Origin of the sequence: Jiella sonneratiae (genome assembly GCF_017353515.1) — a bacterium.
Taxonomy (GTDB): Bacteria; Pseudomonadota; Alphaproteobacteria; order Rhizobiales; family Rhizobiaceae; genus Jiella; species Jiella sonneratiae.
On sequence record NZ_JAFMPY010000021.1, the window covers coordinates 74,336 to 100,670 of the forward strand.

General features: G+C 69.5%; 25 protein-coding genes and 1 tRNA gene. 11 read left to right on the forward strand and 15 right to left on the reverse strand.

All coding sequences use genetic code 11. The annotated features are described in order from the left end of the window. Nucleotide 1 precedes the first annotated feature (1 nt). From J1C47_RS17500 to J1C47_RS17515, 4 genes are read right to left on the reverse strand one after another with little or no spacing between them, the layout of a single operon-like run. Nucleotides 2–2,086 carry a hypothetical protein gene (locus J1C47_RS17500; protein WP_207352111.1) on the reverse strand — a complete coding sequence of 695 codons (2,085 nt, stop codon included), beginning with the start codon at nucleotides 2,084–2,086 and terminating at the stop codon, nucleotides 2–4. Then, nucleotides 2,086–4,941 carry a DUF4159 domain-containing protein gene (locus J1C47_RS17505; RefSeq protein ID WP_207352071.1) on the reverse strand — a complete coding sequence of 952 codons (2,856 nt, stop codon included), beginning with the start codon at nucleotides 4,939–4,941 and terminating at the stop codon, nucleotides 2,086–2,088. Before J1C47_RS17505 ends, J1C47_RS17500 begins: the two co-directional genes overlap by 1 nt. After that, on the reverse strand, nucleotides 4,938–5,849 hold the full coding sequence (locus J1C47_RS17510; protein WP_207352072.1) for a DUF58 domain-containing protein: 912 nt from the start codon (nucleotides 5,847–5,849) through the stop codon (nucleotides 4,938–4,940). The genes J1C47_RS17505 and J1C47_RS17510 overlap by 4 nt, the downstream gene beginning before the upstream one ends. A gap of 16 nt (nucleotides 5,850–5,865) precedes the next feature. Next, complete coding sequence (locus J1C47_RS17515; protein WP_207352112.1) at nucleotides 5,866–6,873, reverse strand: AAA family ATPase; 1,008 nt, start codon at nucleotides 6,871–6,873, stop codon at nucleotides 5,866–5,868. Between the two features lie 236 nt (nucleotides 6,874–7,109). On the opposite strand from J1C47_RS17515, the gene J1C47_RS17520 reads away from it, so the two are divergent. The 3 genes from J1C47_RS17520 to J1C47_RS17530 are packed head-to-tail and all read left to right on the forward strand — an operon-like array spanning nucleotide 7,110 to nucleotide 9,576. Further along, nucleotides 7,110–7,679 (forward strand): DUF1285 domain-containing protein, encoded by a 570-nt coding sequence (locus tag J1C47_RS17520; RefSeq protein ID WP_207352073.1) that lies wholly within the window; start codon nucleotides 7,110–7,112, stop codon nucleotides 7,677–7,679. 47 nt (nucleotides 7,680–7,726) lie between these two features. Continuing rightward, a complete protein-coding gene (locus J1C47_RS17525) occupies nucleotides 7,727–8,323 on the forward strand; it encodes a CoA pyrophosphatase (protein ID WP_207352074.1) in 597 nt (198 codons plus the stop codon). Further along, entirely contained in the window at nucleotides 8,320–9,576 is a 1,257-nt protein-coding gene (locus J1C47_RS17530) for a CCA tRNA nucleotidyltransferase (protein ID WP_207352075.1), read from the forward strand. The genes J1C47_RS17525 and J1C47_RS17530 overlap by 4 nt, the downstream gene beginning before the upstream one ends. 292 nt (nucleotides 9,577–9,868) lie before the next feature. On the opposite strand, the gene J1C47_RS23815 is transcribed toward J1C47_RS17530, so the two are convergent. Together J1C47_RS23815 and hemF are read right to left on the reverse strand one after the other, a co-directional pair. Next, nucleotides 9,869–10,174 carry a DUF1059 domain-containing protein gene (locus J1C47_RS23815; protein WP_245396644.1) on the reverse strand — a complete coding sequence of 102 codons (306 nt, stop codon included), beginning with the start codon at nucleotides 10,172–10,174 and terminating at the stop codon, nucleotides 9,869–9,871. After that, nucleotides 10,165–11,073, reverse strand: a complete 909-nt coding sequence (gene hemF / locus J1C47_RS17540; protein WP_207352076.1) for an oxygen-dependent coproporphyrinogen oxidase — start codon at nucleotides 11,071–11,073, stop codon at nucleotides 10,165–10,167. Before hemF ends, J1C47_RS23815 begins: the two co-directional genes overlap by 10 nt. Before the next feature lie 208 nt (nucleotides 11,074–11,281). Between hemF and J1C47_RS17545 the strand changes: the two genes are divergently transcribed. Next, a complete protein-coding gene (locus J1C47_RS17545; RefSeq protein ID WP_207352077.1) occupies nucleotides 11,282–11,572 on the forward strand; it encodes a hypothetical protein in 291 nt (96 codons plus the stop codon). Nucleotides 11,573–11,594: 22 nt separating this feature from the next. On the opposite strand, the gene J1C47_RS17550 is transcribed toward J1C47_RS17545, so the two are convergent. After that, nucleotides 11,595–12,107 carry a tRNA (cytidine(34)-2'-O)-methyltransferase gene (locus J1C47_RS17550; RefSeq protein WP_207352078.1) on the reverse strand — a complete coding sequence of 171 codons (513 nt, stop codon included), beginning with the start codon at nucleotides 12,105–12,107 and terminating at the stop codon, nucleotides 11,595–11,597. A 261-nt stretch (nucleotides 12,108–12,368) separates the two neighbouring features. On the opposite strand from J1C47_RS17550, the gene J1C47_RS17555 reads away from it, so the two are divergent. Then, nucleotides 12,369–13,976, forward strand: coding sequence for a DUF6030 family protein (locus tag J1C47_RS17555; RefSeq protein ID WP_207352079.1), 1,608 nt, complete (start codon nucleotides 12,369–12,371; stop codon nucleotides 13,974–13,976). On the opposite strand, the gene J1C47_RS17560 is transcribed toward J1C47_RS17555, so the two are convergent. Next, nucleotides 13,941–14,984, reverse strand: coding sequence for a hypothetical protein (locus J1C47_RS17560; RefSeq protein WP_207352080.1), 1,044 nt, complete (start codon nucleotides 14,982–14,984; stop codon nucleotides 13,941–13,943). The genes J1C47_RS17555 and J1C47_RS17560 overlap by 36 nt on opposite strands. Nucleotides 14,985–15,839: 855 nt before the next feature. Between J1C47_RS17560 and J1C47_RS17565 the strand changes: the two genes are divergently transcribed. Next, the gene (locus tag J1C47_RS17565) at nucleotides 15,840–16,889 is read left to right on the forward strand and encodes an NAD(P)-dependent alcohol dehydrogenase (RefSeq protein WP_207352081.1); all 1,050 of its coding nucleotides are present in this window, start codon (nucleotides 15,840–15,842) and stop codon (nucleotides 16,887–16,889) included. 86 nt (nucleotides 16,890–16,975) lie between these two features. Here J1C47_RS17565 and J1C47_RS17570 read toward each other — a convergent pair. Continuing rightward, nucleotides 16,976–17,050: transfer RNA gene (locus J1C47_RS17570), tRNA-Val, on the reverse strand. A 226-nt stretch (nucleotides 17,051–17,276) separates the two neighbouring features. Further along, nucleotides 17,277–17,981, reverse strand: coding sequence for an HAD-IA family hydrolase (locus J1C47_RS17575; protein WP_207352082.1), 705 nt, complete (start codon nucleotides 17,979–17,981; stop codon nucleotides 17,277–17,279). A 440-nt stretch (nucleotides 17,982–18,421) separates the two neighbouring features. Here J1C47_RS17575 and J1C47_RS17580 point away from each other — a divergent pair, with 440 nt between their 5' ends. From J1C47_RS17580 to J1C47_RS17600, 5 genes are all read left to right on the forward strand, one after another. Further along, nucleotides 18,422–19,159, forward strand: a complete 738-nt coding sequence (locus tag J1C47_RS17580; RefSeq protein WP_207352083.1) for a M15 family metallopeptidase — start codon at nucleotides 18,422–18,424, stop codon at nucleotides 19,157–19,159. Nucleotides 19,160–19,318: 159 nt separating this feature from the next. Beyond that, a complete protein-coding gene (locus J1C47_RS17585; protein WP_207352084.1) occupies nucleotides 19,319–19,522 on the forward strand; it encodes a hypothetical protein in 204 nt (67 codons plus the stop codon). Further along, nucleotides 19,519–19,947, forward strand: a complete 429-nt coding sequence (locus tag J1C47_RS17590) for a hypothetical protein (protein ID WP_207352085.1) — start codon at nucleotides 19,519–19,521, stop codon at nucleotides 19,945–19,947. Before J1C47_RS17585 ends, J1C47_RS17590 begins: the two co-directional genes overlap by 4 nt. Further along, nucleotides 19,940–20,299 (forward strand): hypothetical protein, encoded by a 360-nt coding sequence (locus J1C47_RS17595; RefSeq protein WP_207352086.1) that lies wholly within the window; start codon nucleotides 19,940–19,942, stop codon nucleotides 20,297–20,299. Before J1C47_RS17590 ends, J1C47_RS17595 begins: the two co-directional genes overlap by 8 nt. Nucleotides 20,300–20,420: 121 nt before the next feature. Further along, nucleotides 20,421–20,738 carry a DUF1476 domain-containing protein gene (locus J1C47_RS17600; RefSeq protein ID WP_207352087.1) on the forward strand — a complete coding sequence of 106 codons (318 nt, stop codon included), beginning with the start codon at nucleotides 20,421–20,423 and terminating at the stop codon, nucleotides 20,736–20,738. Between the two features lie 133 nt (nucleotides 20,739–20,871). On the opposite strand, the gene J1C47_RS17605 is transcribed toward J1C47_RS17600, so the two are convergent. From J1C47_RS17605 to J1C47_RS17625, 5 genes are all read right to left on the reverse strand, one after another. Then, on the reverse strand, nucleotides 20,872–21,435 hold the full coding sequence (locus J1C47_RS17605; protein WP_207352088.1) for an RBBP9/YdeN family alpha/beta hydrolase: 564 nt from the start codon (nucleotides 21,433–21,435) through the stop codon (nucleotides 20,872–20,874). Between the two features lie 122 nt (nucleotides 21,436–21,557). Next, complete coding sequence (locus J1C47_RS17610) at nucleotides 21,558–22,481, reverse strand: YceI family protein (RefSeq protein WP_207352089.1); 924 nt, start codon at nucleotides 22,479–22,481, stop codon at nucleotides 21,558–21,560. 60 nt (nucleotides 22,482–22,541) lie between these two features. After that, on the reverse strand, nucleotides 22,542–23,240 hold the full coding sequence (locus J1C47_RS17615; protein ID WP_207352090.1) for a hypothetical protein: 699 nt from the start codon (nucleotides 23,238–23,240) through the stop codon (nucleotides 22,542–22,544). A 76-nt stretch (nucleotides 23,241–23,316) separates the two neighbouring features. Further along, nucleotides 23,317–25,131: a S8 family peptidase gene (locus J1C47_RS17620; protein WP_207352091.1), complete on the reverse strand. Its 1,815-nt coding sequence runs from the start codon at nucleotides 25,129–25,131 to the stop codon at nucleotides 23,317–23,319. A 95-nt stretch (nucleotides 25,132–25,226) separates the two neighbouring features. After that, nucleotides 25,227–26,261, reverse strand: a complete 1,035-nt coding sequence (locus tag J1C47_RS17625) for a hypothetical protein (protein ID WP_207352092.1) — start codon at nucleotides 26,259–26,261, stop codon at nucleotides 25,227–25,229. Nucleotides 26,262–26,335: the final 74 nt, after the last annotated feature.

Genomic DNA, 26,335 nt, shown 5'->3' on the forward strand with positions numbered 1-26,335 from the left:
GCTATCGCCCTTCGCGGTACCAGGTGGCCGACAGCGCCAGGAGAAGCACGGCGAGGCCGAGGAAGCCGGCAAACAGCGGCGTCCGGTCGACGCCGCGCAGGATCGTCTCGTCGGTCGTCTTCAGGCCGATCCAGTCCCGTCCGTCGCCGTCGGCTCTGCCGCTGATCGGAACGATGCGCGGAATCGAGACGTCGCTCGACCCGTCTTCGCCGATCCGGCGGACGCTGCCGCGCGTCGCTTCGGCGATCGGCCGGAGCTTCTCGGGGGTCGAGATCGCCTCGCGATATTCGCGCGGATTGACCGGCCCGACGGTGCCGAGCGCCCTGAGATCGCCGCTCGCCGCCTGGAACAGGCCCATCTCGTCGGTCTTCAGGACGCCTTCCCAGAGGCCCGGGCTGACGTTCTTCAAAGGGAGATTCTCGGCCTTGCCGGACGGCGTGATGACCGTCGCGGGGCCGGGGTCGTCGCCGATCGTCTGGCGCGTCACAACGAGATCGGAGCCGCGGGCTTCGGCGTTCAGCGATTCCTCTTCGAGTTCAGGCTCCTTCATCAGCCAGTGGGCGACCCGGCGAAACAGCGCGACATGCGGGCCGCCGCCTTCGAAACCGCGCGACCAGAGCCATTCCTGATCCGACAGGAGCAGCGCGACGCGCCCCTCGCCGACCCGGTCGAGCACCAGCAGCGGGTGGCCGTCGGCGCCGTTCATGACCGTCTCGCCCTTCGGCTCCGTCACGTCGATCGACCGGAACCACGGGCTCCAGTCGGGCGGCTCGGAACCCGATCCCGGCAGGTTCCGCGTCACCGGATGCTTTTTCCCGAGGTCGGAAACCTGCGGATAGAAGGCCTTCTCCTCGACCTTGCCGGTGGGCTGGGCCGGCAGGATCCACTGCAGCGGCGTCTGGGCGATCGACTCGTTGCCGGCATATTCGGGACCCGCGGCGATCAGCATGGCGCCGCCGTTTTCGACATATTGGGCGATGTAGTCGAAATACAGCGAGGGCAGGACGCCGCGCTCCTGGTAGCGGTCGAAGATGATCAGGTCGAAGTCCTTGATCTTCTCGACGAAGAGCTCGCGGGTCGGAAAGGCGATCAGCGAGAGCTCGTCGATCGGCGTGCCGTCCTGCTTTTCCGGCGGGCGCAGGATGGTGAAGTGCACGAGGTCGACGGTCGCGTCGGACTTCAGGAGGTTGCGCCAGGTGCGCTCGCCGGCATGGGGTTCGCCGGAAACCAGCAGGACGCGGAGGTTTTCACGGATTCCGTCGACGACGGCGATCGCCTTGTTGTTGACGCCGGTGATCTCGCGATCCTCGCGGGAGACGGAAACTTCGAGGATGTTCTTGCCGGCGCGCGGAAGCTGGAACGCAACGGTTTCGTCGGTGCCGGGCGTCGCCTGCTGGCGGGCGATGAGATCGCCGTTGAGGAAGACCTGCACGGGCACCGGCGCGGTGCCGGCGCCGGCACCTTCCTCGACGACGCGGTAGGTCAGGCGCTGGTCCTCGTCGACCAGACCGAAGCGCGGGCTGTTGCGGATTTCGATGCGCCGGTCGAATTCGTCGTCGTGGCCGGTGACGAGGGCGTGGACCGGCGCGTCGAAGCCGAGCTTAGAGGCCTCGTCCGGAATGTCGTGGACCTGACCGTCGGTGACCATGATCGCGCCGGCGACGCGGGCCGGCGCGACATCCTTCAGCGAATCCGACAATGCGGAGAACAGCGCGGTCGTCGCGTCGTTCGCCGGCGTCCCCGCGGACTTCGCCTCGACCGTCCTGACCTCGAATTCCGGGTATCGGGCTAGGCTCGCCCGCAGCGCCGCCTCCGCCGCGTCGGTCTGGGCGGTGCGGTCGCCGATCGACTGGCTCTGGCTGCGGTCGACCACCAGCGACACGACGCTCTTCATCGGATCGCGCTCTTCCCGCAGGACGACGGGATTGGCGAGGGCCAGCACCAGCGCGGCGATCGCCAGGACACGGACCAGCGCGCCGGGCGTGCGGGCGACGAGGAGCGCCAGCGCCAGGAGGGCGGCCGGCACGGCGATGACGCCGAGGACGGTCCAGGAGAAAAACGGATCGAAGGCAACGGACCAGTTCATCATTGGCCGAGCCTTTCGAGGAGGGCCGGCACGTGGACCTGGTCGGCCTTGTAGTTGCCGGTGAGCACGTACATCACGATGTTGACCCCGGCCCGATAGGCATATTCCCGCTGCGACGGGTCGGACGAATCCGTCGGATAGAGAAACAGGCCGCGATCATCGACGGCCCAGGCACCGGCGAAGTCGTTGGAGGTGATCATGATCGATGACACCCCGTCGCCGCCGCGCGCCGGCCTCGCCCGGCCTTCCGCGTCGGGAACCAGCGATTCCACCCAGAGCGGCGAGTCGGAATGAAGCCCCGGAAACGAGCTCAGAATGTAGAAGGCCTTGGTCAAGACGTGGTCCGGCGGAACCGGCTCGAGCGGCGGAATGTCGAGGTCGCCGAGGATCTCGCGCAGCCGCCGCTGGCCGGGCGACACCGAGTTCGCCAGCGAGGAGACGGCGTCGTCGGCGACGTCGAACAGCACCGTCCCGCCCTGTTTCATGTAGGCGTCGACGCGGCTGACGGCGGCTTCGGACGGCATCGGTGAATCGGCGCTGACCGGCCAGTAGAGCAGCGGGAAGAAGGCGAGTTCGTCGGACGAGATGTCGACGCCCATCGGATCGCCCGGTTCGAGGGCGGTCTTCGCCGCGATATATTGCGACAGGCCGCGGAGACCCGCCCGGGAACGGTCGTCGAGCGCGGTGTCGCCGGTCTCGACGAAGGCGAGATGGGTCTGCGACGTCGCCTCGATGGCCCGATCGACGTCGAACTTGTCGGATTGCCGGATCGTCTGGGCGAGGGCCGGCCGCGGCGCGACGAGGCCGGCGAATGCGGTAAGGCCGATCAGACCGGCGAGGAGAACGGACACGGCCGCGCCGCGCGCGGGGCGGGCGAACCGCCCGCGCAGCCGGCCGAGGCCGCCGTTCAGCCACAGCATCGCCAGCGCATCGAGCGTGAAGAGCACGAGTGCAGCGGCGAAGAGATAGGGTCTCAGATCGACGCTGTCGCCGTTGCCGTAGGGCCGCTCCTCGGTCGCCGCGCCGAGGTCGAGGGCGGGAAGGGGGGCGAGTTTCGCATCGGGCCCGAGCAGGTTGTGGGCGACGTAGCCGTCCTCGCTGCCATAGAGGCCGGGAGGGTTCTTCAGGTCGACGGCGGCAGAGCCGGCCGATGCGAGCTCCAGCGGCTGTACCTCCGGGCCGGGGGCGACCAGACGCCCGGTGCCGTCGAGCACGCGGTAGGGCGGCAGGCTCTCGGCCGCCGTCCGGCCGTCCGCGGCGCCGGCATTGGCACGCGACAGGCTGACGATCCGCCTCAGCATCGAGACGAAGGCGCCCGAGATCGGCAGGTTCGACCACGTCGCCTCGGCGGTGACGTGGAAGAGCACGATCGTGCCGGCGCCCTGGCTGCGGGCGGTGACGAGCGGCGTCCCGTCGGCAAGGCTCGCCCAGGTGTGCTGGGCAAGGTCCGCCGAGGGCTCGGCCAGGATCTGGCGCGAGACCGTGACGTCGTCGGGAACGGCGATGCCGGAGAACGGCGTCGTATCGCTCATCGGCGCGAGCTTCTGCGGCTGCGACCAGGACATCGCGCCGCCGAGCTGGCGTTCGCCGGCCCGCAGGCGGACCGGCACCAGCGGATCCTCGCCCGTGGTCGCGGCAAGGCGCGGCCCCGCGAAGCGGACGAGATAGCCGCCCTCCTCGACGAATTTCTCGAGCGCGGTCCGCGCCTCCTCGGGCAGCACGCCGATGTCGGCGAGGATGACCACCGAGGGTTTGCGTTCGAGGAGTTCCGGGATCGCCTTGGCGAGATTGGCCGTCGAGGGGCGGACGAGGTCGGCGAAGGGCTCGAGGGCGCGCGAAATATAGTAGAGCGGCGACAGCAGCGGCTGTGCGTCGTCGGCGGATTCGCCCGAGACGAGCGCCACGCGGCGGCGGCGGAAGGAATCGTCGAGCAGCCGCACGGCGCCGGCGGTCGACGCGCCTTCGACCTCGATGCGGGCGATGTCGTTGCGCATTTCGACCGGGATCTGGAAGCGGGCCTCGGCCGCGCCGCCTGAGCCATTAAAGCCGACGGGGGCCCTGCCCACCTCGCGCGACTGGGCGTCGCGCGCGACGAGGGTGAAGCTCTTGGCGGGAAGGCCCGTCGGCCGCACGGCCGACACCACCAGCGCCTCGGTCGAGTTGTCTGCACCGGTCAGGCCGACCACGGCGTCGATCGACGGCTCGTAGAGGATCGACTGGCCGGGGACGAGATCCGCGAGCACCTTCGCCGCGTCGCCGGAATCGTCGGAGTCGAGGCCGTCGGAGAGAAAGACCAGCGATCCAGGACGCTGGCCGGAAAGCGCGGTCGCGATGCGCCGTGCCGCGGCGAGGCGGTCGGTCGGCACGGGGCGCGGCGCGCTGGCCGCCAGACGCTCGAGCGCCGCCGCGGCGTCGACCGGGCGCGCATCGTCGTCAGGCCCTTCCGCTGAAAACGCCATGGCGACGGTGCGGCCCGCATCGCCGGCCTGGCGGATGATCTCCTCGGCGGCGCGCCGCCGCTGATCGAAGTCGGCGCCGGAGGACCAGCCGTTGTCGATGAGGATGCCGAGCGGTCCGGAGCCGGAAATCTCGGTGCGCTGCGGATTGAGGATGGGAACGGCGAGCGCCAGGATGACGAGGGTGGCGAGCAGGAGCCGCAGCAGCGTCAGCCACCACGGGCTCTTCGACGGCGTCTCCTCGCGCTTCAGGACGCGCTCGAGGATCTGCAAGGGCGGAAAGGCCTCGACCTGCGGCCGCGGCGGCGTCAGCTTCAGGAGCCACCAGATGACCGGAAGCGCCAGCAGCCCCGCGAGGACGAGAGGCGCGCCGAAGGAAAGCGACAGGCCGCCGATCACGAGCGCTGCCCTGCAGGCTGCGGCACGCCGGACAGGCGGGAATGCAGCGTGACCAGAGCCTCGGAAGCGAGGCGGTCGGTGCGGTGGAAGACGAAGCTCCAGCCAAGCCGCCGGCAATGTTCCGCGAGGGTCTCACGCCGCGCCCGGTAGAGGGCGACATATTCCGCCCGCAGCGTCTCGGCGCGCCCGGCCGTCAGCCGGCCGCCGCCTTCCGGATCGCGGAACTCGGTCCGCCCGGCATAGGGGAACGTCTCCTCGGCAGGATCGGCGACCATGACGAGATGGCCGCGGATGCCGCGACGGCCGAGCTTGTCGACGAAACCGAGAATGTCTTCGAGCGGGTCGAGGCAGTCGCTGACCATCACGATCTCCGAAAAGCGACGCAGCCGGTCGTCGGGCGGAAGGCGGTGCGCCGGGCGGTCGTTGATCAGCGCCGCCGCGACCCGCTCGGCGGCGTTGCGGGCGGCGACCGGCTCGATCACCCCCGGATAGCCGATCCGCTCGCCGGATCGCGAGAGGAGTTCGGCCAGCGCGAGGACGAGGACGAGCGCCCGCGATTCTTTCGACACCTGGGCGGCATTGGAGCGGTAGCGCATGGACGGGGAGGGATCGGCCCAGAGCCAGACGGTGTGGGCGGCTTCCCACTCCCGGTCGCGCAGATAGATGTGGTCGTCGCGGGCCGAGCGGCGCCAGTCGATGCGCGAGACCTGTTCGCCCTGGACGAAGGGCCGGAACTGCCAGAAGTTCTCGCCGATCCCGCGCCGCCGGCGTCCGTGCCAGCCGGCGATCACCGTCGACACGATGCGGCGCGCCTCGACCAGGAGATCCGGCAGGAGCACCGCTCGCTGGCGGGCGCGGACCAGAGCGTCGGAGGCTCGGGTCAGTTCGACGGAGGCGCCGATCGGCATCAGGCCCGCTCCAGAATCAAGCGACGCCGCGCTTCAGCGTGGCGATGACGTCCCGCACGCTCATGCCCTCGGCCCGGGCGGCGAAATTGAGCGCCATGCGATGCTGGAGGATCGGCTCGGCGAGCGCGAGGACGTCGTCGATCGAGGGGGCGAGGCGGCCCTCGTAGAGCGCGCGGGCGCGCACGCAGGTCATCAGCGACTGCGAGGCGCGGGGACCCGGACCCCAGGCGATGTGGGTGTCGGCTTCCTCGTGGCCGCTGCCCGGACGCGCCGAGCGGACCAGCGAGAGGATCGCGTCGACGACGCTTTCGGGCACCGGCATGCGGCGCACGAGGGCCTGGATCTCGCGCAGGCGGACGGCGGTCAGCACCGGCTCGGCATGGTCATCCTCGCCGCCGCTTTCGAGCAGGATGCGCCGCTCGGAGGCGAGATCGGGATAATGCACGTCGACCTGCATCAGGAAGCGGTCGAGCTGGGCTTCGGGAAGCGGATAGGTGCCCTCCTGCTCCAGCGGGTTCTGGGTCGCGAGCACGTGGAACGGCGCCGGCAGGTCGTAGCGTTCGCCGGCGACCGTGACATGGTATTCCTGCATCGCCTGGAGCAGCGCCGACTGGGTGCGCGGCGAGGCGCGGTTGATCTCGTCGGCCATCAGCAGCTGGGCGAAGACCGGGCCTCTGACATAGCGGAAGGAGCGGCGGCCGTTCTCGTCCTGGTCCAGCACCTCGGTGCCGATGATGTCGGACGGCATCAGGTCCGGCGTGAACTGGATGCGCCGCGCATCGAGCCCCATGGCGATGCCGAGGGTGTCGACGAGCTTGGTCTTGGCGAGGCCTGGAACGCCGACGAGCAGCGCGTGGCCGCCGGCGAGAATCGCGATCACCGTCTGCTCGACGACGCTCTCCTGGCCGAAGATGACGCGACCGACGGACTTGCGGACCCTGGCGATGTCCGAAAGCGCCGTCTCGGCGAGCCGGACGATCACGTCTTCGCTGAGGGTCTGTTCCTGCGGCGCAAGCATCGTCATCATCGGTTCTCCAGGGGCCGGTGCCGGAATCGGCCGGTAGCGGGATCGCGGGCGCCGACGGCCCGTCATGGCCGAAGCCCGACCGGCCGGGCCCGGTTGCGGTGCCGCATCGTCCATGAATACGACGGCGACGAACGGTGGCAAGCGCTTCGGCGCCAACTATTTCGTGAGGACGAAGGCGGGCCAAAATAAGACCGCCGACGACCCGATCCATCGCGCACGGCACATTGGAAAGCATGACGAATCAACAAAATACCGCTTCGGTCAGCCTCGCCGCGCTGATCTCGCGCGCCGAACGGGCGGGGCGCGGGGCGCCGCCCGTGGAGCGATGGAACCCGGATTTCTGCGGCGACGTCGACATGGTGATTCGCGCCGACGGCACCTGGCTCTACCAGGGATCGCCGATCCGCCGCGAGGCGCTGAAGCGGCTTTTCTCCTCGGTGCTGCGCCGGGACGAGGACGGGCGGACCTATCTCGTCACGCCGGTCGAAAAGCTCGGCATCACCGTCGAGGACGCGCCGTTCCTGGCGGTGGAGATGAGCCGCGAGGCGCGCCCGGACGGCACGGCGCTGACGGTGCGCACCGACGTCGGCGACCTGGTCGAGGCCGGCCCGGACCACCCGATCCGCTTCGCAGAGGCCAAGGACGGGGCCTTCCGGCCCTACATCCTCGTCCGCGGGCGGCTGGAGGCGGCATTCACCCGGGCGCTCGCCATCGAACTCGCCGATCTCGTCGAGACGGACGAGGAGGGAATGTTCGTGCGCTCGAACGGGGCGCGCTTTGGCGTGCCGGCGGGCGGCGCGTGACGGAACTGGCCCGAACGCGCCTGACGGCGGCCGATCTGAAAGCGCGGATGCAGGCTGCGGCCTTGCCTGCCGACGGCCAAGAGAACGACGCACCGGAATACGGGGATCATCGGCTGAATGCCGGTCTCGTCACGAAGATGGAGCGGTCGGCGGCACGCGAGGCGGCGGTGCTCGTCCCGGTGGTCGACCGCGACGAGGGGGCGACGGTGATCCTGACGACGCGCACCCGCGCGCTGCGCAAACATTCCGGCCAGGTCGCCTTTCCCGGCGGCGCCGTGGACCCGGCCGACGCCTCGCCCGAGGCAGCGGCGATGCGCGAGGCGTTCGAGGAGATCGCGCTCGATCCGGCCTATGTCACGCCGGTTGGGCGGCTTCCCCGCTATCTCACCACGACGGGCTTCCGCATCACGCCCATCGTCGCCATCGTCGCGCCGGGTTTCACGTCGAAGCCGAATCCGGCCGAGGTGGACGACGTCTTCGAGGTGCCGCTCGGCTTCCTGATGGACGCCGCCAATCACCGCCGCGAGGCCAGGGAGTTCGAGGGGCTGCTCCGCCACTACTACGCGATGCCCTTCGGCGAGCGGCTGATCTGGGGCGTCACCGCCGGCATTCTGAGAACCCTCTACGAACGGTATTACGCATGACCAGAATTTGTGCCGAATGGCTGTCCGACGAGCGGCTGCAGGCTTTGCTCGCCGCCCTGTCGGCGAGCGGCGAAGAGGCGCGGGTGGTCGGCGGCGCGGTGCGCAACACGCTGATGGAGCGGCCGGTCACCGACATCGACATCGCCACGACCACGCTGCCCGAGGAGACCATGCGCCGGGCCGAAGCCATCGGCCTCAAGACGGTGCCGACCGGCATCGAGCACGGGACGATCACCGTCGTCGCGAACGGGCGGCCCTTCGAGGTGACGACGCTGCGGCGCGACATCGAGACCGACGGGCGCCACGCGGTCGTGACGTTCGGCCGCGACTGGCGGACCGACGCCGAGCGGCGCGACTTCACCATCAACGCGCTCTATGCCGATGCCGCTGGAGAGGTGCTCGATCTCGTCGGCGGCATCGCCGACATCGAGGCGGGGAACCTGCGTTTCATCGGCGATGCCGAGCAACGCATCCTCGAGGACCGCCTGCGCATCCTGCGCTTCTTCCGCTTCTTCGCCTGGTACGGGCGGGGGCGCCCGGACGCCGACGGGCTGAGGGCCGCGACCCGGCTCAAGGACGGTCTGGCGCAGCTTTCGGCCGAACGGCTCTGGGCCGAGACGAAGAAGCTCCTCGCGGCGCCCGATCCCTCGCGCGCGCTCCTGTGGATGCGCCAGACCGGCGCGCTCACCATAGTGCTGCCCGAGACCGAGCGCTGGGGGATCGACCATATCCACCCCCTGGTGGCGAGCGAGCGCGCCCGCGGCTGGGCGCCCGATCCGCTGCTCAGGCTGATGGCGATCGTGCCACCCGATCCGGAACGGCTCGCCGGCCTCGCCAGGCGCCTGAAACTTTCCAACGGCGAGCGCGACAGGCTGTTCGCCTTTGCGCTGGAGCGCCAGCCAGGTCCGGACGAGGCGGACCGGGCGTTGCGGGCGCGGGTCTATTTCGGTGACCGGCAGGCGATCGTCGACACGCTGCGGCTCGAACTCGCCAGGGCGCAGGGCAAGATCGGGCAGGATCCGGATGCGTTGGAAAAGACGGCCAGTCTCGCCGCGCGGCTCGACATCGCGCAAGGCTTCGAACCGCCGGCATTTCCCCTCAGCGGCGGCGACCTCAAGGCGAAGGGCTTTGCGGCGGGCCCGGGACTTGGGAGCGAGATCGCCCGGCTGAAGCAGCTCTGGGCGGAGACGGGCTTCACGATGGGGCGGGAGGCGCTTCTCGCCAAGGCCGGCAAAGGCGAGAGCGACGCCTGAAGAGGCTGGCGACGACCTCGTTGGGGCCGAACCGGTGCGCCGCCGAAGACCGACGCCGCGCGGCGCCATGACGAGGTGATATGGTTTCCGGCAGATCACTTCGTGATGCCGGAAACAGCGACGCACATTCGCCGCGCGGGCTTGATCCGAGCCCCGCTCTGATCGAGCGGACCTCGTATGAGGCGGGGAATGCCCTTGGCCGCCCCGATCGTCAGCCTGGTTCTTTCGGCAAAAGAAAACGGCGGCACCCGGGGGGCACCGCCGTCGCAGCATTCACGATGCGCTACGCCCGTCAGGCCGCGCGGACGGTGGTCTCGGGCCGATCGATCATCCGCTCACGCATGGTATCCATCATCATGGGGCTGATGCGCTCGATCCCGAGAGCATTCGCCTGGGCGATCGCCCGGCGGATGACGCCGGCCCGCGTGTCGGCGCGGATGACGCGCTCGCAACCGGGGAATACGAGGCTGCAGTCGAGTTCGTACATGTTTCCTCCCGTGGTGTTTCTTTCGTCATATGGGAGAAAAACGTGCTGAAAAATATCGCAGTTCAACCTGACCGAAAATTTTTTTCGGTCGCGACGATAGGTCAAGGCCATTTAACTATCGGCGGCATGGAGGAGAGGATCGACTGCACGTTGCCGCCGGTCTTGAGGCCGAAGAGCGTGCCGCGATCGTAAAGGAGATTGTATTCGACATAGCGGCCGCGGCGCACCAGCTGCTCTTCCCGATCCGCTTCGGTGAAGGCGAGCCCGGCATTCTGGCGGACGATGTGCGGATAGACCACGAGAAACGCCTTGCCGACGTCGCGGGTGAAGGCGAAATCCTCGTCCCAGCCGCCGGCATCCTCGGCGGAATGGAGCCAGTCGTAGAAGATGCCGCCGACGCCACGCGGCTCCTCGCGGTGCGGGAGGTAGAAATACTCGTCGCACCACTCCTTCAGCTTCTGGTGGTCGGCGACGCGCCGGTGCCGGTCGCAGACGAATTTCAGCGCCCGGTGGAAGGCGACGGCGTCGGCATCGTCGTCCTTGCGGCGCCGGTCGAGGGTCGGCGTGAGGTCGGCCCCGCCGCCGAACCACTGGCGGGTCGTCACCACCATGCGGGTGTTCATGTGAACGGCCGGGACGTTCGGATTGCGCATGTGGGCAATGACCGAGATGCCGGAGGCCCAGAAGGTCGGGTCATCCTCGGCGCCGGGGATCTGCTGACGGAACTCCGGCGAGAATTCCCCGTGCACGGTCGAGACGTGGACACCGACCTTCTCGAACAGCCGGCCGCGCATGATCGACATGACGCCGCCGCCGCCGTCGCCCTCCCGCAGCCATTCGGTGCGCTCAAAGCGGCCGGGATCCGGCGCGATGTCCTCGCCGAACTCGTCCTCCAGCGCTTCGAAGGCCGCGCAGATGCGATCCCGCAGGGCTTCGAACCAGGCTCGGGCCATGGCCTTCTTGCGCTCGATATCTTCCGGCAAGCCCTCCGGCAAGTCAGGTCTCTGCATCGTCGGTGTCGTCCGTTCCCCCCGGATCGGCGCCGGTCCTTCAGGCAGGCTCCACCTGAGGGGGCGCAGCGACGGGTGGCGCGATCGCCCATCCCGGCACAGAGCTGCGCGTTTCCACCAGGGGCCGACGCGTCCGATTCGTCATTCCGTCGAAAAGACACTATCTTGCGAAGCTTGCGAGAAGAACCCGCAATTGGCGAGAGTCTCCATGTCCCCGCTCGATCGGCCACCGCTCGAAGGATTGCGACGCGCGCTTCACCGCCGCCGCGAGCACGTCGAGGCGGGCGGGGGAGCGGGCGGCGGCCGGGCGAGGAGCGCCGGCGGCGACAGCTTCGTGCGCGAGACCTTCACGCTGCGCCGGGTGGAGGCGCGGCAGAAGGCACGGGAGTGGTTCGAGAAATATCCGAAGGCCGCCTATTGGACGCAGGTCGAGAGCTGGCGAGAACTCCCAGACGAGCGGATCGAGTTCACCATGCGGCGGCTGCCGACCGCGGACTGACGAGGGCCGGGCGAGGCTGCCGTCACCCGCCGGTGCGCCGGGCGAGCTGCCGCAATGCCTCGGCGGTGACGATCCCCGCCGAGACGGCGAGGTTCAGCGAGCGGGCGCCGGGCACCATCGGGATCTTCAGCCGGACGTCGGCACGGTGGTGGACGTGTTCCGGAACGCCGGCGCTCTCGCGCCCGAAAAGCAGCCGGTCCCCGGCTTGGAAGGCGAAGTCGGCATAGCCGGTCTCGGCCTTCGTCGTCAGAAGCACCAGGCGGCCGGGCCGGGCTTCTACGGAACCGAGAAAGGCGCTCCAGTCGGCATGACGCCGCAGTGTCGCCATCGCGGCATAATCCATGCCGGCGCGCTTCAGCGCCCGGTCGGACGCATCGAAGCCGGCCGGTTCGATGATCTCGACCAGAAGGTCGAAACAGGCCGCGAGGCGCAGGATCGTGCCGGTATTGCCGGCGATGTCGGGTTGATAGAGCACGATCGACGGCCGCGCGGCCGCGGCGTCCTCGGCAAGTTCCAATGGGTCAGCTTTTGCCATAATCTGCCTGCAAGGCGGTGCGGGATGCAAGGCGGCTGCCGCGGTGGGCGCGCGGCCGCCGATCGAGGTGCCCCGGCCGGTGACCGTCCTGCGCGATGATGCCGGTCTGGCGCCGAGCGAACGAGCCGCTCTTTACCGCCGGCATCGTCATGGCGAGGACAGCGCACCGGGAGAGCGGCGCGGCGGCTTTACCGGGCGGCAGCGCTCCGGGCCCGCGGCCGGGCGTCCGAAACGGGACTTTCAGAGGGCCCGGCGGGCGAATTGCATCCGGCATCGGTTTTCTGTTCGATGATTGGCAGCAGAGTTCGAGCGTCGCATCAGATGTCACACCCGCACGTCCCAGGAGAACCGCCCGACCGCGAGACACGGCCTCGTCTGCGTCGCCGGGTCCTGAGATTTTCGCAACGGAAAGGACGGGCGGGTGCCGCAGGACTAGCACTGTGGCCTGCAATGCGTCGAGTTGCGGGGAGCCGCGGGACGGAGAGCGCCGAGAGCGAAATGGCGAAGACGCGTGCACGAGCGCTGGAAGGCGACGAGACTTACGGGCGGCGGTCGCGGTGGCCGGCCGCGGGCCTTTCGCGCCTGCCCGGTCTCGCGTGGCGGCCGTCCCTGCGCTGGCGGCGAACGGCTCGACCTGTCGGCACGGGAGCGGTGCGCCGGCTCGAAGGAGCGGGTGCTTTTCTGAAGAACGGCGGGCGCTTCATGGCTCAGGGCGCGCGCGGATTTCGGCGCCGGGTGGGACGGGCGACGGGCGGTATCGTCTCCCGCCTCTTCGTCGCCGGCGGACGTGCGGCGGCAATCATGCGCCGCGTGGTCGGCCGGCGGTCCGGCTGGCGGGCGTGGAGCAAGCGCGACCCCAGCCAAAATGCCGCGGCGCCAAGAGGCCGGGACGGAACGCGGAAGACGCCCGTCTGGGACGCTGGCGGGACGGCGGTTCCGCGGGCCGAGAGGCGCGGCGGCATCCTGCCGGCGCTCGGCCTCGTGTCGCGGCTCGGGATCGTCGCGCTGGCCATTGCCGGCGGCCTGGCGATCGCCTTTCTCAACAGCCGCGCCGGGGGCTCGCTCGGCGAAAGCCTGCGGCGTGCCGCAGAGACAGGCTCGGTCTTCGGCGGGACGCCGTCCCGGCCGAGTGCCGAGAAGACGGACGCGGTGAGGCCCGCCGAGGGCGACGGCGCTCCCATCCGGACCGCCGAGCTCGCACCGATCACCACGGCGCGGCTGCTGATGCCCCCTGCGACGCCGAAGACGCCCGAATTCGTGCGGCTGGCGATGGTCAGCCCGAAAAAGCTCTGCCGCGCCATCGATCCGGGCAGGGCGATCATGACCTGGCACGAAAGCGCCTTCCTGCAGGGACAGTGGGAATGTTACGCCACCGCGACGGCGGACGGCCGCAAGGTCGATCGGAACGGCGATCTCGAAGACGGCCCGGCGACGGACGACCCGGAGGCCGTCGTCGAACCCGCTTTGCCGAGCGAGCCGCAGCTCTTCGTGATGGCGCGCGGCGTCCGCAAGGATGCGCTGACCAGCGTGCGCATCAAGCTGATCGCCGACAACGAAGCCAAGGCCAAGGCGGCCGGGCAGCGCCTCGCCGAGCTCGCGGCGGCGCTTTTCGCGGCTCTGCAGTGGAACCCGCCGGCTGGGCTCCATGACAAGCTTCGCAGCCTTCAGAACTTCCAGCTCGACCAGGCGGAAACGCGCCTGATTTTCAAGCGCGAGCTCAGCCAAGGCTGGCAGTACAACCTGATCGTCGTGTTTCCGAACTACCTGCGCTATGGCGACGGGCCGCGCTTTCAGGCGCCGCCACAGACCAGCGGAGGCGGTGTCCGGCCTCCGTCAGCCCCCGAGGCTGCCGCCGGAGACCTCCCGTGAGGGTTTGGCGCGGCGGCGGCCGAAGGCGGCCTGCCGAGTCCGCGCCGCGGGGCGGTGGCCACCGCCTTCGCCGTGAAGGGGCTGGTGCCGGGCCCTCGTCTGCGGGTCGGGACGTTCCGTCGTCGGAGCGGTTTCGATGCCGAGCACGGAGAGGCATTCCGGGATCGACGATTCTTCATAGAAGCGCCGTAGGCCGGCGAATTCCGAGACGTTTCGCCCGGCCGTGGGATGCGCCATCATCACGACGGTCATCGTGTCGGCGAGGCCGAGATCGAGAAGTTTCAGCGCCGCGGTGAGAACGGTGCCGTCGTTTTCCCCGATGAGCGCCGCGACGGTTTCCGGCGCGAGGTCGAGCGTCGTGGCGATCAGGGCGACAACGCCGTCGGGCCGCGCCTTGCGCGCCTCCAGCATCAGGGCCGCGCTCGGGGGCATTCCGGCATCGCGGGTCGAGAGGGACGGAGCGGCTGCCGGCTTTCGCGGCGACCTGCCGGAGCCGGGCGTCACCCGCACGAGGGCGCGCAGGGCATCCCGCGCGGCCGCGGCGCTTGCGAGCGGCGGCTCCGATCGATGCGCGACGTCATCCGGCCGGCGGGGCGGCTTTTCCCCAGCGGATTGCTCCGGCACGGGGCAGGCGCTCGACGCGTCCGGGCCGGCATCCGCCGAAGGCTCGGCGTCGGAGGGAAGTCCGGCAACGTCGTCGCGCGTCAGGCAGGGGCTCGAAAAAAGGAACGGCGCCGAGATCTCCGCCGGCTCCGCGACGAGGATTTCCACCACCGGCCGGGGAATGTGCGGCGAGTTCGCGACGGCGATGGCGAACTGGCGCTTCGTCTCCAGCGACAGCTTCGACCACATCGACGTGACCAGCCGGGCGAAATCCGCAGCCTGGGCGCGGTTCGGTCGGCGCAGATCGAGGAAGCCGGCGGCGGCCGCCCTGACGATGGCGTCGAAGGTCGACTTTCCGTCGCGGGTTTCGAGCCTTCTGAAAAGGCGCGGCATCTGGTCGACCATGACGCTCCGCTGAGCTTCGCTTGCCCGTCTGCGACACCATGCCCGATCCGCGGCGGCCCGGGATCGTTGCCGCGGTGTCACGAAGCGGCGATTGGAAAGATTTTGGATAGGTTTACGCAAGATTTCTTAGCAAGCTGTTAACCCTCGGGCAGTGTTCTGTGAGCATGTTGACGCGGCTGCGGTTCCGCCGGGCATCGAGGTGAGAAGGGGAGGTGACGCACGATGGGGAATGTATTGACGTTTGACCGGCGAGAAACGGGCGCGAGCGCGCCCCGTGCAGCGCCACCGACAGGCGCCGAGGTCGGCAGGATCCTGATCCTGCCGTGTATCCGCTACGAGCGCCTCGAAGCGCCCTCCGCCGCGGCGCAGGCTTCGCCGGCGCGACCGAACCAACCCTGCCGTAGCCGCAACAGCCTCTCCCTCGGCGGCCCGACGGCCGCCTGAACATCCCGTTCGGACCAAACGCTCCAACCACCGGACCTTCCGGCCGCACGGCTTTTGCCGCGCGTCGCCCGAACCAGCCCGCGCCACGTCGTCGCAGCCAGGGTTGCGGTGCGGGGCCATCGCGACGCAAGTCAGCTTCGCCGACGAGTTTTCCACGTCGACGCGACGGCCGCGCGCAGCGCCGCGGCAGCCGGAAAAGCGAAAACCCTGGGCAGACGTCGCAAGACACAGTCAGTCGCAACACGTTGGACAACGCAGGCACAGCGGATAGAATTGCCGGACCGCTCGGCTCCGGCCGAGCCGTCCAAATCGTGCCGCCATCCCGGCCGACCCGTTGACGGCAGGGACGCTTCGTCACGCCGGCACCGACGGGCGCGGCGGCGACCCCATCGTCTGGAAAGGCGCAGAACCATGAAATCGCTGGTGCTCGAACGCCAACACGAGCTCTCGCTCAGGGACTTTCCGATCGAGCGGGAAGAGGAGCATCTCGGCCCGCGCGACCTGCGCATCAAGCTCCATACGGTCGGCATCTGCGGCTCCGACGTCCACTACTACACCCATGGCCGGATCGGGCCGTTCGTCGTGACGGCGCCGATGATCCTCGGGCACGAGGCCTCCGGAACGGTGATCGAGATCGGCTCGGAGGTCGCGACGCTGAAAGTCGGCGACCGCGTCTGCATGGAGCCGGGCATTCCCGATCCGAACTCCAAGGCGACGCGGCTCGGCATGTACAATGTCGATCCGGCGGTGCGTTTCTGGGCGACGCCGCCGATCCACGGCATCCTCAGGCCGACTTGCGTCCATCCGGAAGCCTTCACCTTCAAGCTGCCGGACAATGTCGGCTTTGCCGAGGCGGCGATGGTCGAGCCGCTCGCTGTCGGCGTCCATGCGGCGACCAAGGCGAGGATCAGGCCCGGCGACATCGCCGTGGTGCTGGGGGCCGGACCGATCGGCCTCGTCACGGCGCTTTCGGCGCTGGCGGCGGGCTGCGCGCGCGTCTACGTCGCGGATCTCGCGACAAAGAAGCTGGAGATCGCCGAAAGCCTCGCGCCGGCGATCGTCGGCATCGATGCCGGCAAGCAAAGCATCGCCGAGCGGGTGAAGGCCGACACGGACGGCTGGGGCTGCGACGTCGTCTTCGAGGCGACCGGCTCGCCCAAGGCCGCGGCGCGGGTGTTCGAGCCTCTGGCACCGGGCGGCTGCGTGGTGATGATCGGCGGCCAGCCCGACCCGATTTCCTACGATGCGGGCGCCGCGATGATCCGCGAGGCGAGGGTGGAGAACATCTTCCGCTACGCCCACGTCTTCCCGCGCTGCGTCGCCATGCTCGCGTCGGGGACGATCGACGTGAAGCCGCTGATCACCCGGACCTTTTCATTCGCCGACAGCGTCGAGGCCTTCGACATCGCGGCCTCCGCCCCCGCGGTCGACGTGAAGATGCAGATCGAACTGCCGCAATGACGGCATCTGGCACTGGCGCCGGGCACAAGCCCGGCGCTCGTCAGGCTGCGCTGCCCGGGAAGGCCGACATTTATTTCTCATGAAGATGGTGGGCGCGACAGGGATCGAACCTGTGACCCCTTCGGTGTGAACGAAGTGCTCTCCCGCTGAGCTACGCGCCCCCGAACCCAAAACGGCTTTCGCCTGTTCCGAAAGGTTCGGCATTTTTCTGCGGCACGGCCCGTGCGGAAGGTCCGCCTCACACTCTCTCGAAGCCGTGCGCCCGTCGCCGAGCGGCGACGCGGAACCTGCCTATAGGGTCGGACGGCGGCCGCCGTCAATATGCGATCTCGCGGCGATGCTCTCGCCGACCGGCCGTTCCTCGCGCCGGCCTGTCCGGCGCCCGCCTCAGCCGCGCGGCCCGGCCGCAATCAGCCGGTGCGCGAGGTCCGGGGTGAGGTCGCGGTAATCGGCGATCTCGCCGGACGCCTTGGCCCGGGCCTCCGCATCCGGGGCATAGCCGAAGTCGACGAGGAGCGAGGCAATGCCGGCCGCATGGGCGGCGTCGATGTCGGCGGCCGAATCGCCGACCATCAGCGCTCGCCGCGGCGAGCCGCCGGCGCGGGCGATCGTCTCCTCCACATGGGCCGGGTGGGGCTTGCGCTGCGTCACGACGTCGGCGCCGCAGATCGCCGCAAAGCGCGACGCGAGACCGAGGGTTTCGAGGAGCAGCTCCGACAGCGCCTGCCGCTTGTTGGTGCAGACGGCCAGCCGGAAGCCGGCGGCGGCGAGACCGTCCATCGCCGCGACGACGTCAGGGAATGGGAGCGACGCGTCGGCGATGTGGGCTTCGTAATGGGCGAGGAAGCGGTCGAGCGCCCGGGTCATCTCCGCTTCCGGCAACGTGAGGCCGCGTCGGCGCCATGCTGCATCGAGCATCGCCCGTGCGCCGAGGCCGGCATGGGGCCGCACGACGGCGAGCATGTCGGCCTCGTGACCGGCTTCGCCGAGGCAGTGGTTGAGCGCGGCGGCGAGGTCCGGCGCCGTGTCGACCAGCGTGCCGTCGAGATCGAAGATCACCAGGGGGGCGTCGGAGGAGGCGATCTCTGTCACGGCGTTTCACCGAGACGCGTGGTCATCGGGCAACGTTCTAAGACGAGACGGCCGGACAGGGGTTGCCGCCGGACGGTGATAATGGTACAAATCATGAACATTGCACAATTTCGCCCTGTATTGTCGCATTGCCGACGCGCGCCGTCGCTCCGCGGGGAGCCTCTCCGTTTGATGGCCGTGACATAGCGGCTCGGACTCCCGACGCCCGGACGTTCTGGGCGATCATCGGTCGCCGGTCAATTTCGCCGCCTGCTCTGGCCCGGCTTTCTCCGCCGGGCGCACTTTGCTCGAAACGACAGCCGGACCGACGTGCGCCTCGATCAGGCGCGGCCGGCTTCGGCCCAGGCACAGCCCGGCCGCCCGGCCGCCCGGCGAGCCGGGCATTTTTGCGTCTCCCCGTCTCTTCCGTTCGCTCCCCCGTCTGTTTCAAGGAGATCGTCATGACATTCGAAACCTGGCTGCAGAGCCGGTTGACCGCCCACGGCTTTGCCTGCGGGCCGATCGACGGCATCGTCGGTCCGATGACCACCGCTGCCATTCGCGCCTTTGAGGCGGCGCGGGGGCTGCCCGTCGACGGCATGGCCGACGAGACGGTCGTGACGGCCCTGCGGGAATCGTCGAGCGCGGTCGATCCCGAGACCGCCACTGCCGTCGAGCACCGCGATCCGCCGGAAGCCGAGGTCCAGAAGATTGCCCTCGCCTCGCTGAAGATCAACGCCTGGCCGCGGCAGTCGGGCGTCCCGTCCTTCTACGGCGCGGTCGGCACCCGTCAGACGCATATCGAGATCCCCTTCGACATGGTCCTCGCATGGTCGAAGACGACCAGGGTGGCGAGGATGACGCTGCACGAGAAGGTGGCGGCCTCGGCGGAAAGGGTGCTGCAGCGGGTCGCAGAGATCTATTCGGCCGAGGAGCGCCACGCCCTCGGTCTCGACCTCTACGGCGGTTCGCTCAACGTCCGCCGGATGCGCGGCGGCACGAGCTACTCCATGCATTCCTGGGGCATCGCCATCGACTTCGACCCCGAGCGCAACGCGCTGAAGACCCATTCGCCGCAGGCGCGGCTGTCGCATGCCGACGCGCTGCCCTGGTGGCAGGCCTGGGAGGCCGAAGGCTGGCTCTCCCTCGGCCGGGCGCGGAACTACGACTGGATGCACGTCCAGGCGGCGCGGCTCTGACCACCCGCCTCGGGTCGACGGCTGCCGGCTTCGCTGCGCGGATGCGGTCGCCGTGAATGTCGCCGCCGCTGCACGCCGGCCCGCGGCCTCGACCGGTATCGGCGCCGGCCCGGACCGCCGGAGGCGGAGAACCCCACCCCAAAAGACAGGAGGACTGCCATGAACTTCGGAAAGGTCGCCAAGGCGATCGGCGCCACCGCCGCCACCATCGCCGCGACGGGAACCACCGTCTTCGCCACCGTGCCGGAGGGCGTCGACATGCCCTGGTACGCCTGGCTCGGCCTCGGCATTTTCAATGCGCTGCTCGGCTTCGGCGTCGTCTATCTCGCGCCGAAGAATACCGCCTCGGAGCCGGCGAAATGATCTTCGTTCACGTCCGCAAGCGGGCGCGATCGCGCTACGGCGAGTGGTTGTGCGCGGTCGATCTCGCCTTCGTCGGCATCACCTTAATGATTCCGGAGACGAGCTTTGCCGTCACGTCCCGCCCGCCCGTCGCGGCGACGCCGGGGCAGACCGGTGCCGGTCTCCTCGCCTTCTGCCTCGGTCTCGCATGGGCGTCCGGGCTGGTCGCCGGCGGGTCCCGCCACGCCGTCGCCGCGACGGTGCGTGCCGCCTGCTGCTTTGCCGGGGCGATCGTCTTTGCGCTGATCCTCCTCGCCCGTCTCGCCGAAGCGATCGACGCCGGGGTCTTCACCCCGGAGGTCGGGACGAACGGCGCGATGGCGGCGCTCTCGCTCCTGTGCCTCTACCGGATCGGCGAGGAGAAGGGGTGCCGCGACGATGCCTGACGCCGGCTCGCTTCCCGAATGGGTGCTGTGGACCGGCGGGGTGATCGGCGTCGCGGTCTCCACCGTCGTCCTGAAGCTCGGCTTGAAGCGCGGCGAAAGGAGCGAGCCCGCGCGGATCGACGCGGCGCTCGTCGACGGCGTCTCGGTGCGCAATCTCGCGGGATCGGTGGAGGCTCTGGCATTGACGATGCGCGAGCTCGACAAGTCGATCGGCGAGAGAGCCCGGCAGGCGGGCCGGGAAGGCGTCGAACAGGCCGAAGCCTTCGGCGAACTCATCCGCGACCTCGCCCGCGAGGTGCAGGAATTGCGGCTCGAGCTGCGCCAGCTCCGCGCCGAACTCGGACGCGGCTGACCGGGCCGGCGCGCGCTCCGGCGACGGGGACGCGGCGGCCGAATTTCGCTTCAAAAGCCGGCGATGTTTCCTTATGTCAGGGGCGACCGCCCGCCCGGGCCGACCAGCGAGGAAACCAGACATGTCCTTCAACGATCGCGCACAGGATTTCGAAAGCCGGTACGTGCACGACCAGGAACTGCGCTTTCGCATCGAGGCGCGCCGCAACAAGCTGCTCGGGCTCTGGGTGGCCGAGAAGCTCGGCTTTGCCGGCGAGGAAGCCGAGCGCTACGCGCAGGAACTCGTCGCCGTCGCCTTCCAGACGCCGGGCGACGAGGGGATCTTCCAGAAGATCCGCTCGGACTTCGACGGCGCCAAGATCGAGCAGTCGGATCATCAGATCCATCGCCACATGGCCGATCTTCTGGCGGAGGCCGAGACGCAGATCCGCAACGGCTGAGCCGCCGCCGGCGCAGCACCGCCAACCGCGCTTCTACTGTTCGTGCGGGATGTCCTCAGGTGGGCTGGTGGTCGTGGGTTTTGGCAGGAGGAAGCGCTCCGCCGCGGGCGGCACCGCCCGGCTGCCGCAAGGTTCAGTGCGGCGGGCGGGGCAGGCGGCTGAGAAAGCGGCCGAAGGTGAGGAGGCCCTCCGGCCACGGGCCGTGACCGCTGTCGGCGTTGAGGTGGCCGGATTCGCCCGCGTCGATGAAGAGCGAGCCCCAGGCTCCGGCGATGTCTTCTGCCGCCTCGAAGGACGAGAACATGTCGTTGCGACTGGCGACGACGAGGCTCGGAAACGGCAGGGGATCGCGCGGATAGGGGCCGAAGGTGCGCAGGTGCTTCGGTCGGATGGCGGGACTTTCGACGTCCGGCGGCGCGACGAAGAAGGCGCCGGCCACCGGCCGGTCAAATTTTCCCAGCGCCTGGACGGCCGCGGCGACGCCGAGCGAATGGCCGACCAGCACCACCGGCCGGGTCGAATCGTTCACCGCCGCGGCGACGGCGTCGGTCCAGTCGTCGAGGACGGGTTTCGACCACTCCGCCTGCTCCACCCGCCGGGCCGTGGAAAGCTTGCGCTCCCATCGGCTCTGCCAGTGGTTTTCGGGCGATCCCTTGTATCCGGGAATGATCAGGATGTCGGCTTCGGCGGCGCGCATGGCCCGCACATGCGAAGGTGGCGGGCCAAAGTCAACCATTGCCGCCGAAGGTCGCGCCGCTCGCAAGGGGCCGGGGACCGGCGACGAGGCCTGCCCCGACCCTGGGCCGCATTGCGGCCGGTTCAGCTCGCCGGAACGAAGGCGAGTTCGAAGGTGACGGGCGACGACGGGGTGATCGGAATGTCGCCGGCCGCCTCGCTCAGCTTCTTCAGGCCGTCCTCCATGCCGAAGTCGGCGGTCGAGACCGTCACCGGAGAGGCCGAGGCGACCGACACCAGATTGTCGCCGAGCTTGGAGATGACGACAGGGACGGTGAAGTCCTTGCTGATGCCCCTGACAGTCAGGGTCAGCGGCAGATCGTAGGTCATGCGCGCCTCGTCGAAGACCTGTCCGATCGCCTGCGGGTCGATCTTGGCGGTGATCGTCGCCTCCGGGAACTGGTCGATGTCGAACAGCAGGAAGCGCATCCTCACGTCGCGAATGTCGATGCCGGTGCTGACCGATTCCAGCTTGATCTTCACCTCCGCCTCGCCGCCCGGCGCGACGGAGCCGCTGAGATCGCCGAATTTCTGCGTCTCGACCACCGTCCCCTTCTTGATCGTGACGAAGTTCAGTCGCGAGCGGGCATTGTCGAGCGTCCAGCCCTTGGCGAAGAACGCCTCCTTCGCGCCCTGCTGCGGCTTTGCGGGCTCGTCCTGCGTCGCCACCGGCGTCGGCTCGCTCACCGCCGCCACGGTCGTGCCGGCCGGCGCCGCGTCGCCCGGAGCCCGGACCCAGCCGTCGACATTGTACTTGACGTTGGCCACCGTATAGAAACCGAGCCGGTACCACTTGTGGCCCGCCGGATCCGCGGCCTGCTCCATCACGCAGGCCTGCGCCGTCTCGGGAAGCACGGCGAAGGCGAGACCGGCGCCGCTGTCCGGCTTGTCGAAAAGCTCGGTGCGGTTGTCGATCGCTTCGTAGAATTCGCAGGCCCCGGCGGAACCCGCGACGGCCAGCATGGCTGCGAAGCAGCCCGCCGCCGTCATCACGTGTCTCGTAGCCATTTGGCGTTCCTCTTCCACACGGTTGGCGGATGCTGTACCCGGCGGTGCGTCGACCTCGGTCTACTGGCAGCCGCTGGCGGCCCAGGTCGACAGAGCCTTCTTGAACGGCCCGCCATAGGGATGCTGGATGCGGATGATGCTGCCGGGATTGGCGGCGTAGGACTTGCCCTGGTCGCAGAGCCGATCCTTGTTCCACTGGTGGCAAGTGGTGCACTGCCGCTTCCATTTGGCTTCCGGCAGGCCCTCGATCGGCGAGAACAGCGGCAGCGAGTTCGACAGCTGTTCGAGGGTGCGGCCGCGCACCGGGAAGGGGCCGAACGGCACCGGCTCGCTGAAGCTCAGCGTCACCGGCTGCTCGGTGTCCGGCGGCGGCGCGACCGTCTGGCCGCTGCCCGGATCGGGCACGGCGCCCGCCTGGTCGTCGCCGGCGACCGGCGTCGGAGAACCGGCGGGCTGGTCGACCTTGGCGAGGTAGCGCAGCGACGTCCAGCCTTCGGCCTTCTGCGTGTCGCTGCCGTCCGGCCGGCTCTTCGAGACGACGTAGCCCCAGTCCTGCCCGCCCGTCGTCTCGTTCTTCGAGACGCAGACGAGTTCGTTGTAGCGCAGGACGTCGAGGATGGTGCCGAAGACGTTCGGCTCCGCCCGCATGTTCAACAGCCGGGCCTCGACGCGGTAGGTGTCGCAGGACTGCGCGAGGGCCGGGCCCGAGAGCGCCAGCGCTCCGAAGATCGCCGCGACCAACAGGGACAATCGTGGCATGGGAAACTCGCTCCTCTTACGCGTGATGGGATTTCGCAAACGTCGCCCCGTCGATGGGGATGACGGGACAAGCGGGTTATCGTGAACTTCGCACGAGGCTCGACGCCGCCGCCGTGCCGCTTGGCGACGCGACCTGGATCAGTCCCGCGCCGCAGCCCTGCGGGCATTCGGCGCTGGAGCGGGGAAGCGCCGTCGCGGCGAGCGCGTCGCGCGCCTCCTTCGCGGTCATCGCCGGTCTGTCGGCGACGAGCGCCGCGACCGCCGCCGAGACGAGAGGCGTCGCCATGGAGGTGCCGTTCTTCAGGCCGTAGCCGCCGGATACCAGCGACAGGATGCCGTCGCCGAAGCCGTTGTGGTCGTCGTCGCGGGCGCTGTTGCCGCCGGGTGCCAAAACGTCGATCCGGGGACCGAAATTCGAATAGGGCGCAATGACGCCGCGGGCGTCCGAGGCGGCCACGGTGATGACGCCGTTGCAGCTCGCCGGCGAGGATTCGCGGGCGTCTTTCGCCTCGTTGCCGGCGGCGACGACGAGGATCGCCCCGCTCGCCAGCACCTCGTCGACCGCGGCCTGGTAGGCCGCCGGGCAGGCGCCCGGACCGCCGAGCGACATGTTGATCACCTTCGCGGGGTTGGGGTTGTCCGGCACGCCCGCGACGGTCAGACCCGCAGTCCAGCGGATGGCGTCGATGATGTCGGCATCGAAGCCGCCGCAGCGGCCGAGGACCCGCACCGGCAGGATGCGGACCGGGACGCCCGGAAGGCCGATGCCGATCCGGTTGTCGCCCTCGACCGCGCCGGCGATTCCGGCGACGTGGGAGCCGTGCCAACTGCTCGTCGTCGCCGGCGTGCCGGGGCCGCAGAAGTCGGCGGCGCTGCCGTCGCCCGGGTCGGTCGGATCGCTGTCGCGACCGTCGCCGTCGTTGGCGACGAGATCAAGCGAGATGAAGTCGTAGCCGGGAAGAATGCGATTGACCGCAAGGTCGGGATGGCTGGCGATCAGGCCGGTATCGACGATGGCGACGACCGGTGCCGGGCCGGAGCCCTGGCGGTGGGTTTCGCGGAACGTCCGGAAGCCGGTGCCGCCGGGAACGCGGTTCGCCTGGTTGTCGGCGGAATGGTCGAAGAGCTGCCACTGCAGCGGCGCCAAGGGATCGTCCGAGAGCGCCGGGATGTCGGCGCTTGCGACCGGGGCTCCCGGTGCGCCCGGCGCGTCGACCTGGGGGGTCGGCCGCGCCGCGTCGCGGGAGGGTGCGCCGAGGCCGCGCGGCGGCTGCCCCGAGGCGCTGGGCGCGGTGTTTCCCGAAGGCGCATCGCCGCCGAGAATGGCGTTGATGGCGGCGGCCGGATCGGCCGTCTGGGTCGGAAAGCGCATCAGGTTCGGCTCGACCGCCGCCACCTGCGGCAGGTTGCGAAGCTCGCCGACGAGGCGGGCGGCTTCCGGCGCGAGCCCGGCGGCGAAATCGCTGCCGCGTTCGAGCCGGCGGGGGGCGGGAGCCTGGCCGTTGCTCTCGCGGCTGGCGCCGGGAAGGGTGAGGACGAGCGTCCGGCCGCTGGCGTCGGCGGAGGCGATCGCGGCCACCACCGCGTCCATCGCGCCGCCGGCGGATTCGCGTTGCCGCCGGGTGGCCTCGACCCGCAGGCTCTCGCGGTTCTGGCCGGCCTTCAGGGTGACGAGCACCCGGGCGGGATCGACGAGGCGGGGCGGGTTCTGCGACAACGCGGCGGCGGCGCCGGGGACGATCTGGCGGCTGGCTTCGGCGAAGCCGTCCTGGGCGTTCGCGAGCGGCAGGAAGAGGCCGGAGGCGGTCATCGTGACGGCGAGGGCGGTGCCGGTCTGGGCGAGGGCGCGAAGCCGGCGGCGACGTGAGACAGTGCGGTCGATCCTGCGCATCGCTTCGAACCTTCGGGAAAGGGGGCGGGCCCAGTCAAAGACGGGGCGGCTCGTCGGGGATGGCGCCCGCCGTCGGGGCGGGCGCCGGTCTTCTGTCAGTTCTCGCGGACGCCGAGGGCTTCCACGACGATCTCGTTGGAACCCTGGGTCTGCGGCTCGGCGACGACGCCCATCAGTTCGAGCATCAGCCGGACGTTGCGCAGCACGCGCTGCTGGTCGGAGCGGGTCTTGTAGGAGAAGGTGATCTCCGAGAAGTCCGACGACGTGACGTCGAGGTCGAGCGCGCATTTCCAGTAGGACATGTACTCCTCGACCGCGTTCACCTGGCGCTGCTCGAAGCCGCGGAAGGTGACGGCGAAGGTGGTCGGCGGGTTGTCGCAGACCGAGCCGCCGACGCCATGGCGGGGCAGGCCCGCGACGTCGTCACCGATCGCCTCGTTGGTGTCGCCGTGTTCGACGATCGTCTCGGAATGACCGCTGCCATACTGGCGGCCGAGCAGGGCGGCGAGCTGGATGGCGAGCTTGTTGCCGGCGTTGCGGGCAAGCTTCTCACCGTTCAGCGACACGAACTCCTTGATGCAGTGCGGGTCGGCGGGGGTGCCGTTCAGACCGGCGGCGCAGCCGGTGAAGGAGACGCCCTTGGTGTCGAGGTCGAGATTGTCGCCGCCGACGAAGCGGCCGCTGCGCACGTCGAGGGCGCGATAGTTCAGCGACATCTGCAGCTTGACGATGCCGCTGTAGGGCTCGGTCACCGCCCGGGCGTAGAGCGTATAGGGCATGACGTAGTCGATCTGCGGATTGTCGATCGACCGCACGACCGAGATCAGCTCCTCGTCGGTCCGGCGCTGCCGGTCCTGCTGGTAGAAGTTGAGGGTCAGCGCCGTCTCGTCGTAGACGTCCATTCCCTCGATGCCGTACTGGCGCAGCTTCGACTGATAGGCCGGGGCGTTGAGGGTCTGGTTGATCGTCGACAGGACCGCATTCTGGATGCGGTTGTTGCGGGGCAGGCTCTCCTGGTCCCAGTCCTCCTGCATGACGAGGACGTTGATCGTCGCGGCATGCGCGGCGCTTGCGGCCATGGCGCAGACACCGAACACCGCGGCGATGGCGGTTCTTGCGAGCATCTTCATTGGGGCTCTCCGGTTTCTAGAAAAGGGTTGCGGGGCATTTCGGACGGGCTGCGCGGCCACCGGCCGCGCGGATC

Bases quoted from the DNA above. Each gene is read 5' to 3' on its own strand.
- J1C47_RS17625 (WP_207352092.1), bottom strand. From the start codon at position 26,261: ATGAAGATGCTCGCAAGAACCGCCATCGCCGCGGTGTTCGGTGTCTGC.
- J1C47_RS17590 (WP_207352085.1), top strand. From the start codon at position 19,519: ATGATCTTCGTTCACGTCCGCAAGCGGGCGCGATCGCGCTACGGCGAG.
- J1C47_RS17585 (WP_207352084.1), top strand. From the start codon at position 19,319: ATGAACTTCGGAAAGGTCGCCAAGGCGATCGGCGCCACCGCCGCCACC.
- J1C47_RS17615 (WP_207352090.1), bottom strand. From the start codon at position 23,240: ATGCCACGATTGTCCCTGTTGGTCGCGGCGATCTTCGGAGCGCTGGCG.
- J1C47_RS17525 (WP_207352074.1), top strand. From the start codon at position 7,727: ATGCAGGCTGCGGCCTTGCCTGCCGACGGCCAAGAGAACGACGCACCG.
- J1C47_RS17545 (WP_207352077.1), top strand. From the start codon at position 11,282: ATGTCCCCGCTCGATCGGCCACCGCTCGAAGGATTGCGACGCGCGCTT.
- J1C47_RS17550 (WP_207352078.1), bottom strand. From the start codon at position 12,107: ATGGCAAAAGCTGACCCATTGGAACTTGCCGAGGACGCCGCGGCCGCG.
- J1C47_RS17560 (WP_207352080.1), bottom strand. From the start codon at position 14,984: ATGGTCGACCAGATGCCGCGCCTTTTCAGAAGGCTCGAAACCCGCGAC.
- J1C47_RS17600 (WP_207352087.1), top strand. From the start codon at position 20,421: ATGTCCTTCAACGATCGCGCACAGGATTTCGAAAGCCGGTACGTGCAC.
- J1C47_RS17580 (WP_207352083.1), top strand. From the start codon at position 18,422: ATGACATTCGAAACCTGGCTGCAGAGCCGGTTGACCGCCCACGGCTTT.
- J1C47_RS17510 (WP_207352072.1), bottom strand. From the start codon at position 5,849: ATGCCGATCGGCGCCTCCGTCGAACTGACCCGAGCCTCCGACGCTCTG.
- J1C47_RS17500 (WP_207352111.1), bottom strand. From the start codon at position 2,086: ATGAACTGGTCCGTTGCCTTCGATCCGTTTTTCTCCTGGACCGTCCTC.
- J1C47_RS17610 (WP_207352089.1), bottom strand. From the start codon at position 22,481: ATGGCTACGAGACACGTGATGACGGCGGCGGGCTGCTTCGCAGCCATG.
- J1C47_RS17515 (WP_207352112.1), bottom strand. From the start codon at position 6,873: ATGACGATGCTTGCGCCGCAGGAACAGACCCTCAGCGAAGACGTGATC.
- hemF (WP_207352076.1), bottom strand. From the start codon at position 11,073: ATGCAGAGACCTGACTTGCCGGAGGGCTTGCCGGAAGATATCGAGCGC.
- J1C47_RS17620 (WP_207352091.1), bottom strand. From the start codon at position 25,131: ATGCGCAGGATCGACCGCACTGTCTCACGTCGCCGCCGGCTTCGCGCC.
- J1C47_RS17605 (WP_207352088.1), bottom strand. From the start codon at position 21,435: ATGCGCGCCGCCGAAGCCGACATCCTGATCATTCCCGGATACAAGGGA.
- J1C47_RS17565 (WP_207352081.1), top strand. From the start codon at position 15,840: ATGAAATCGCTGGTGCTCGAACGCCAACACGAGCTCTCGCTCAGGGAC.
- J1C47_RS17520 (WP_207352073.1), top strand. From the start codon at position 7,110: ATGACGAATCAACAAAATACCGCTTCGGTCAGCCTCGCCGCGCTGATC.
- J1C47_RS23815 (WP_245396644.1), bottom strand. From the start codon at position 10,174: ATGGCCTTGACCTATCGTCGCGACCGAAAAAAATTTTCGGTCAGGTTG.
- J1C47_RS17530 (WP_207352075.1), top strand. From the start codon at position 8,320: ATGACCAGAATTTGTGCCGAATGGCTGTCCGACGAGCGGCTGCAGGCT.
- J1C47_RS17595 (WP_207352086.1), top strand. From the start codon at position 19,940: ATGCCTGACGCCGGCTCGCTTCCCGAATGGGTGCTGTGGACCGGCGGG.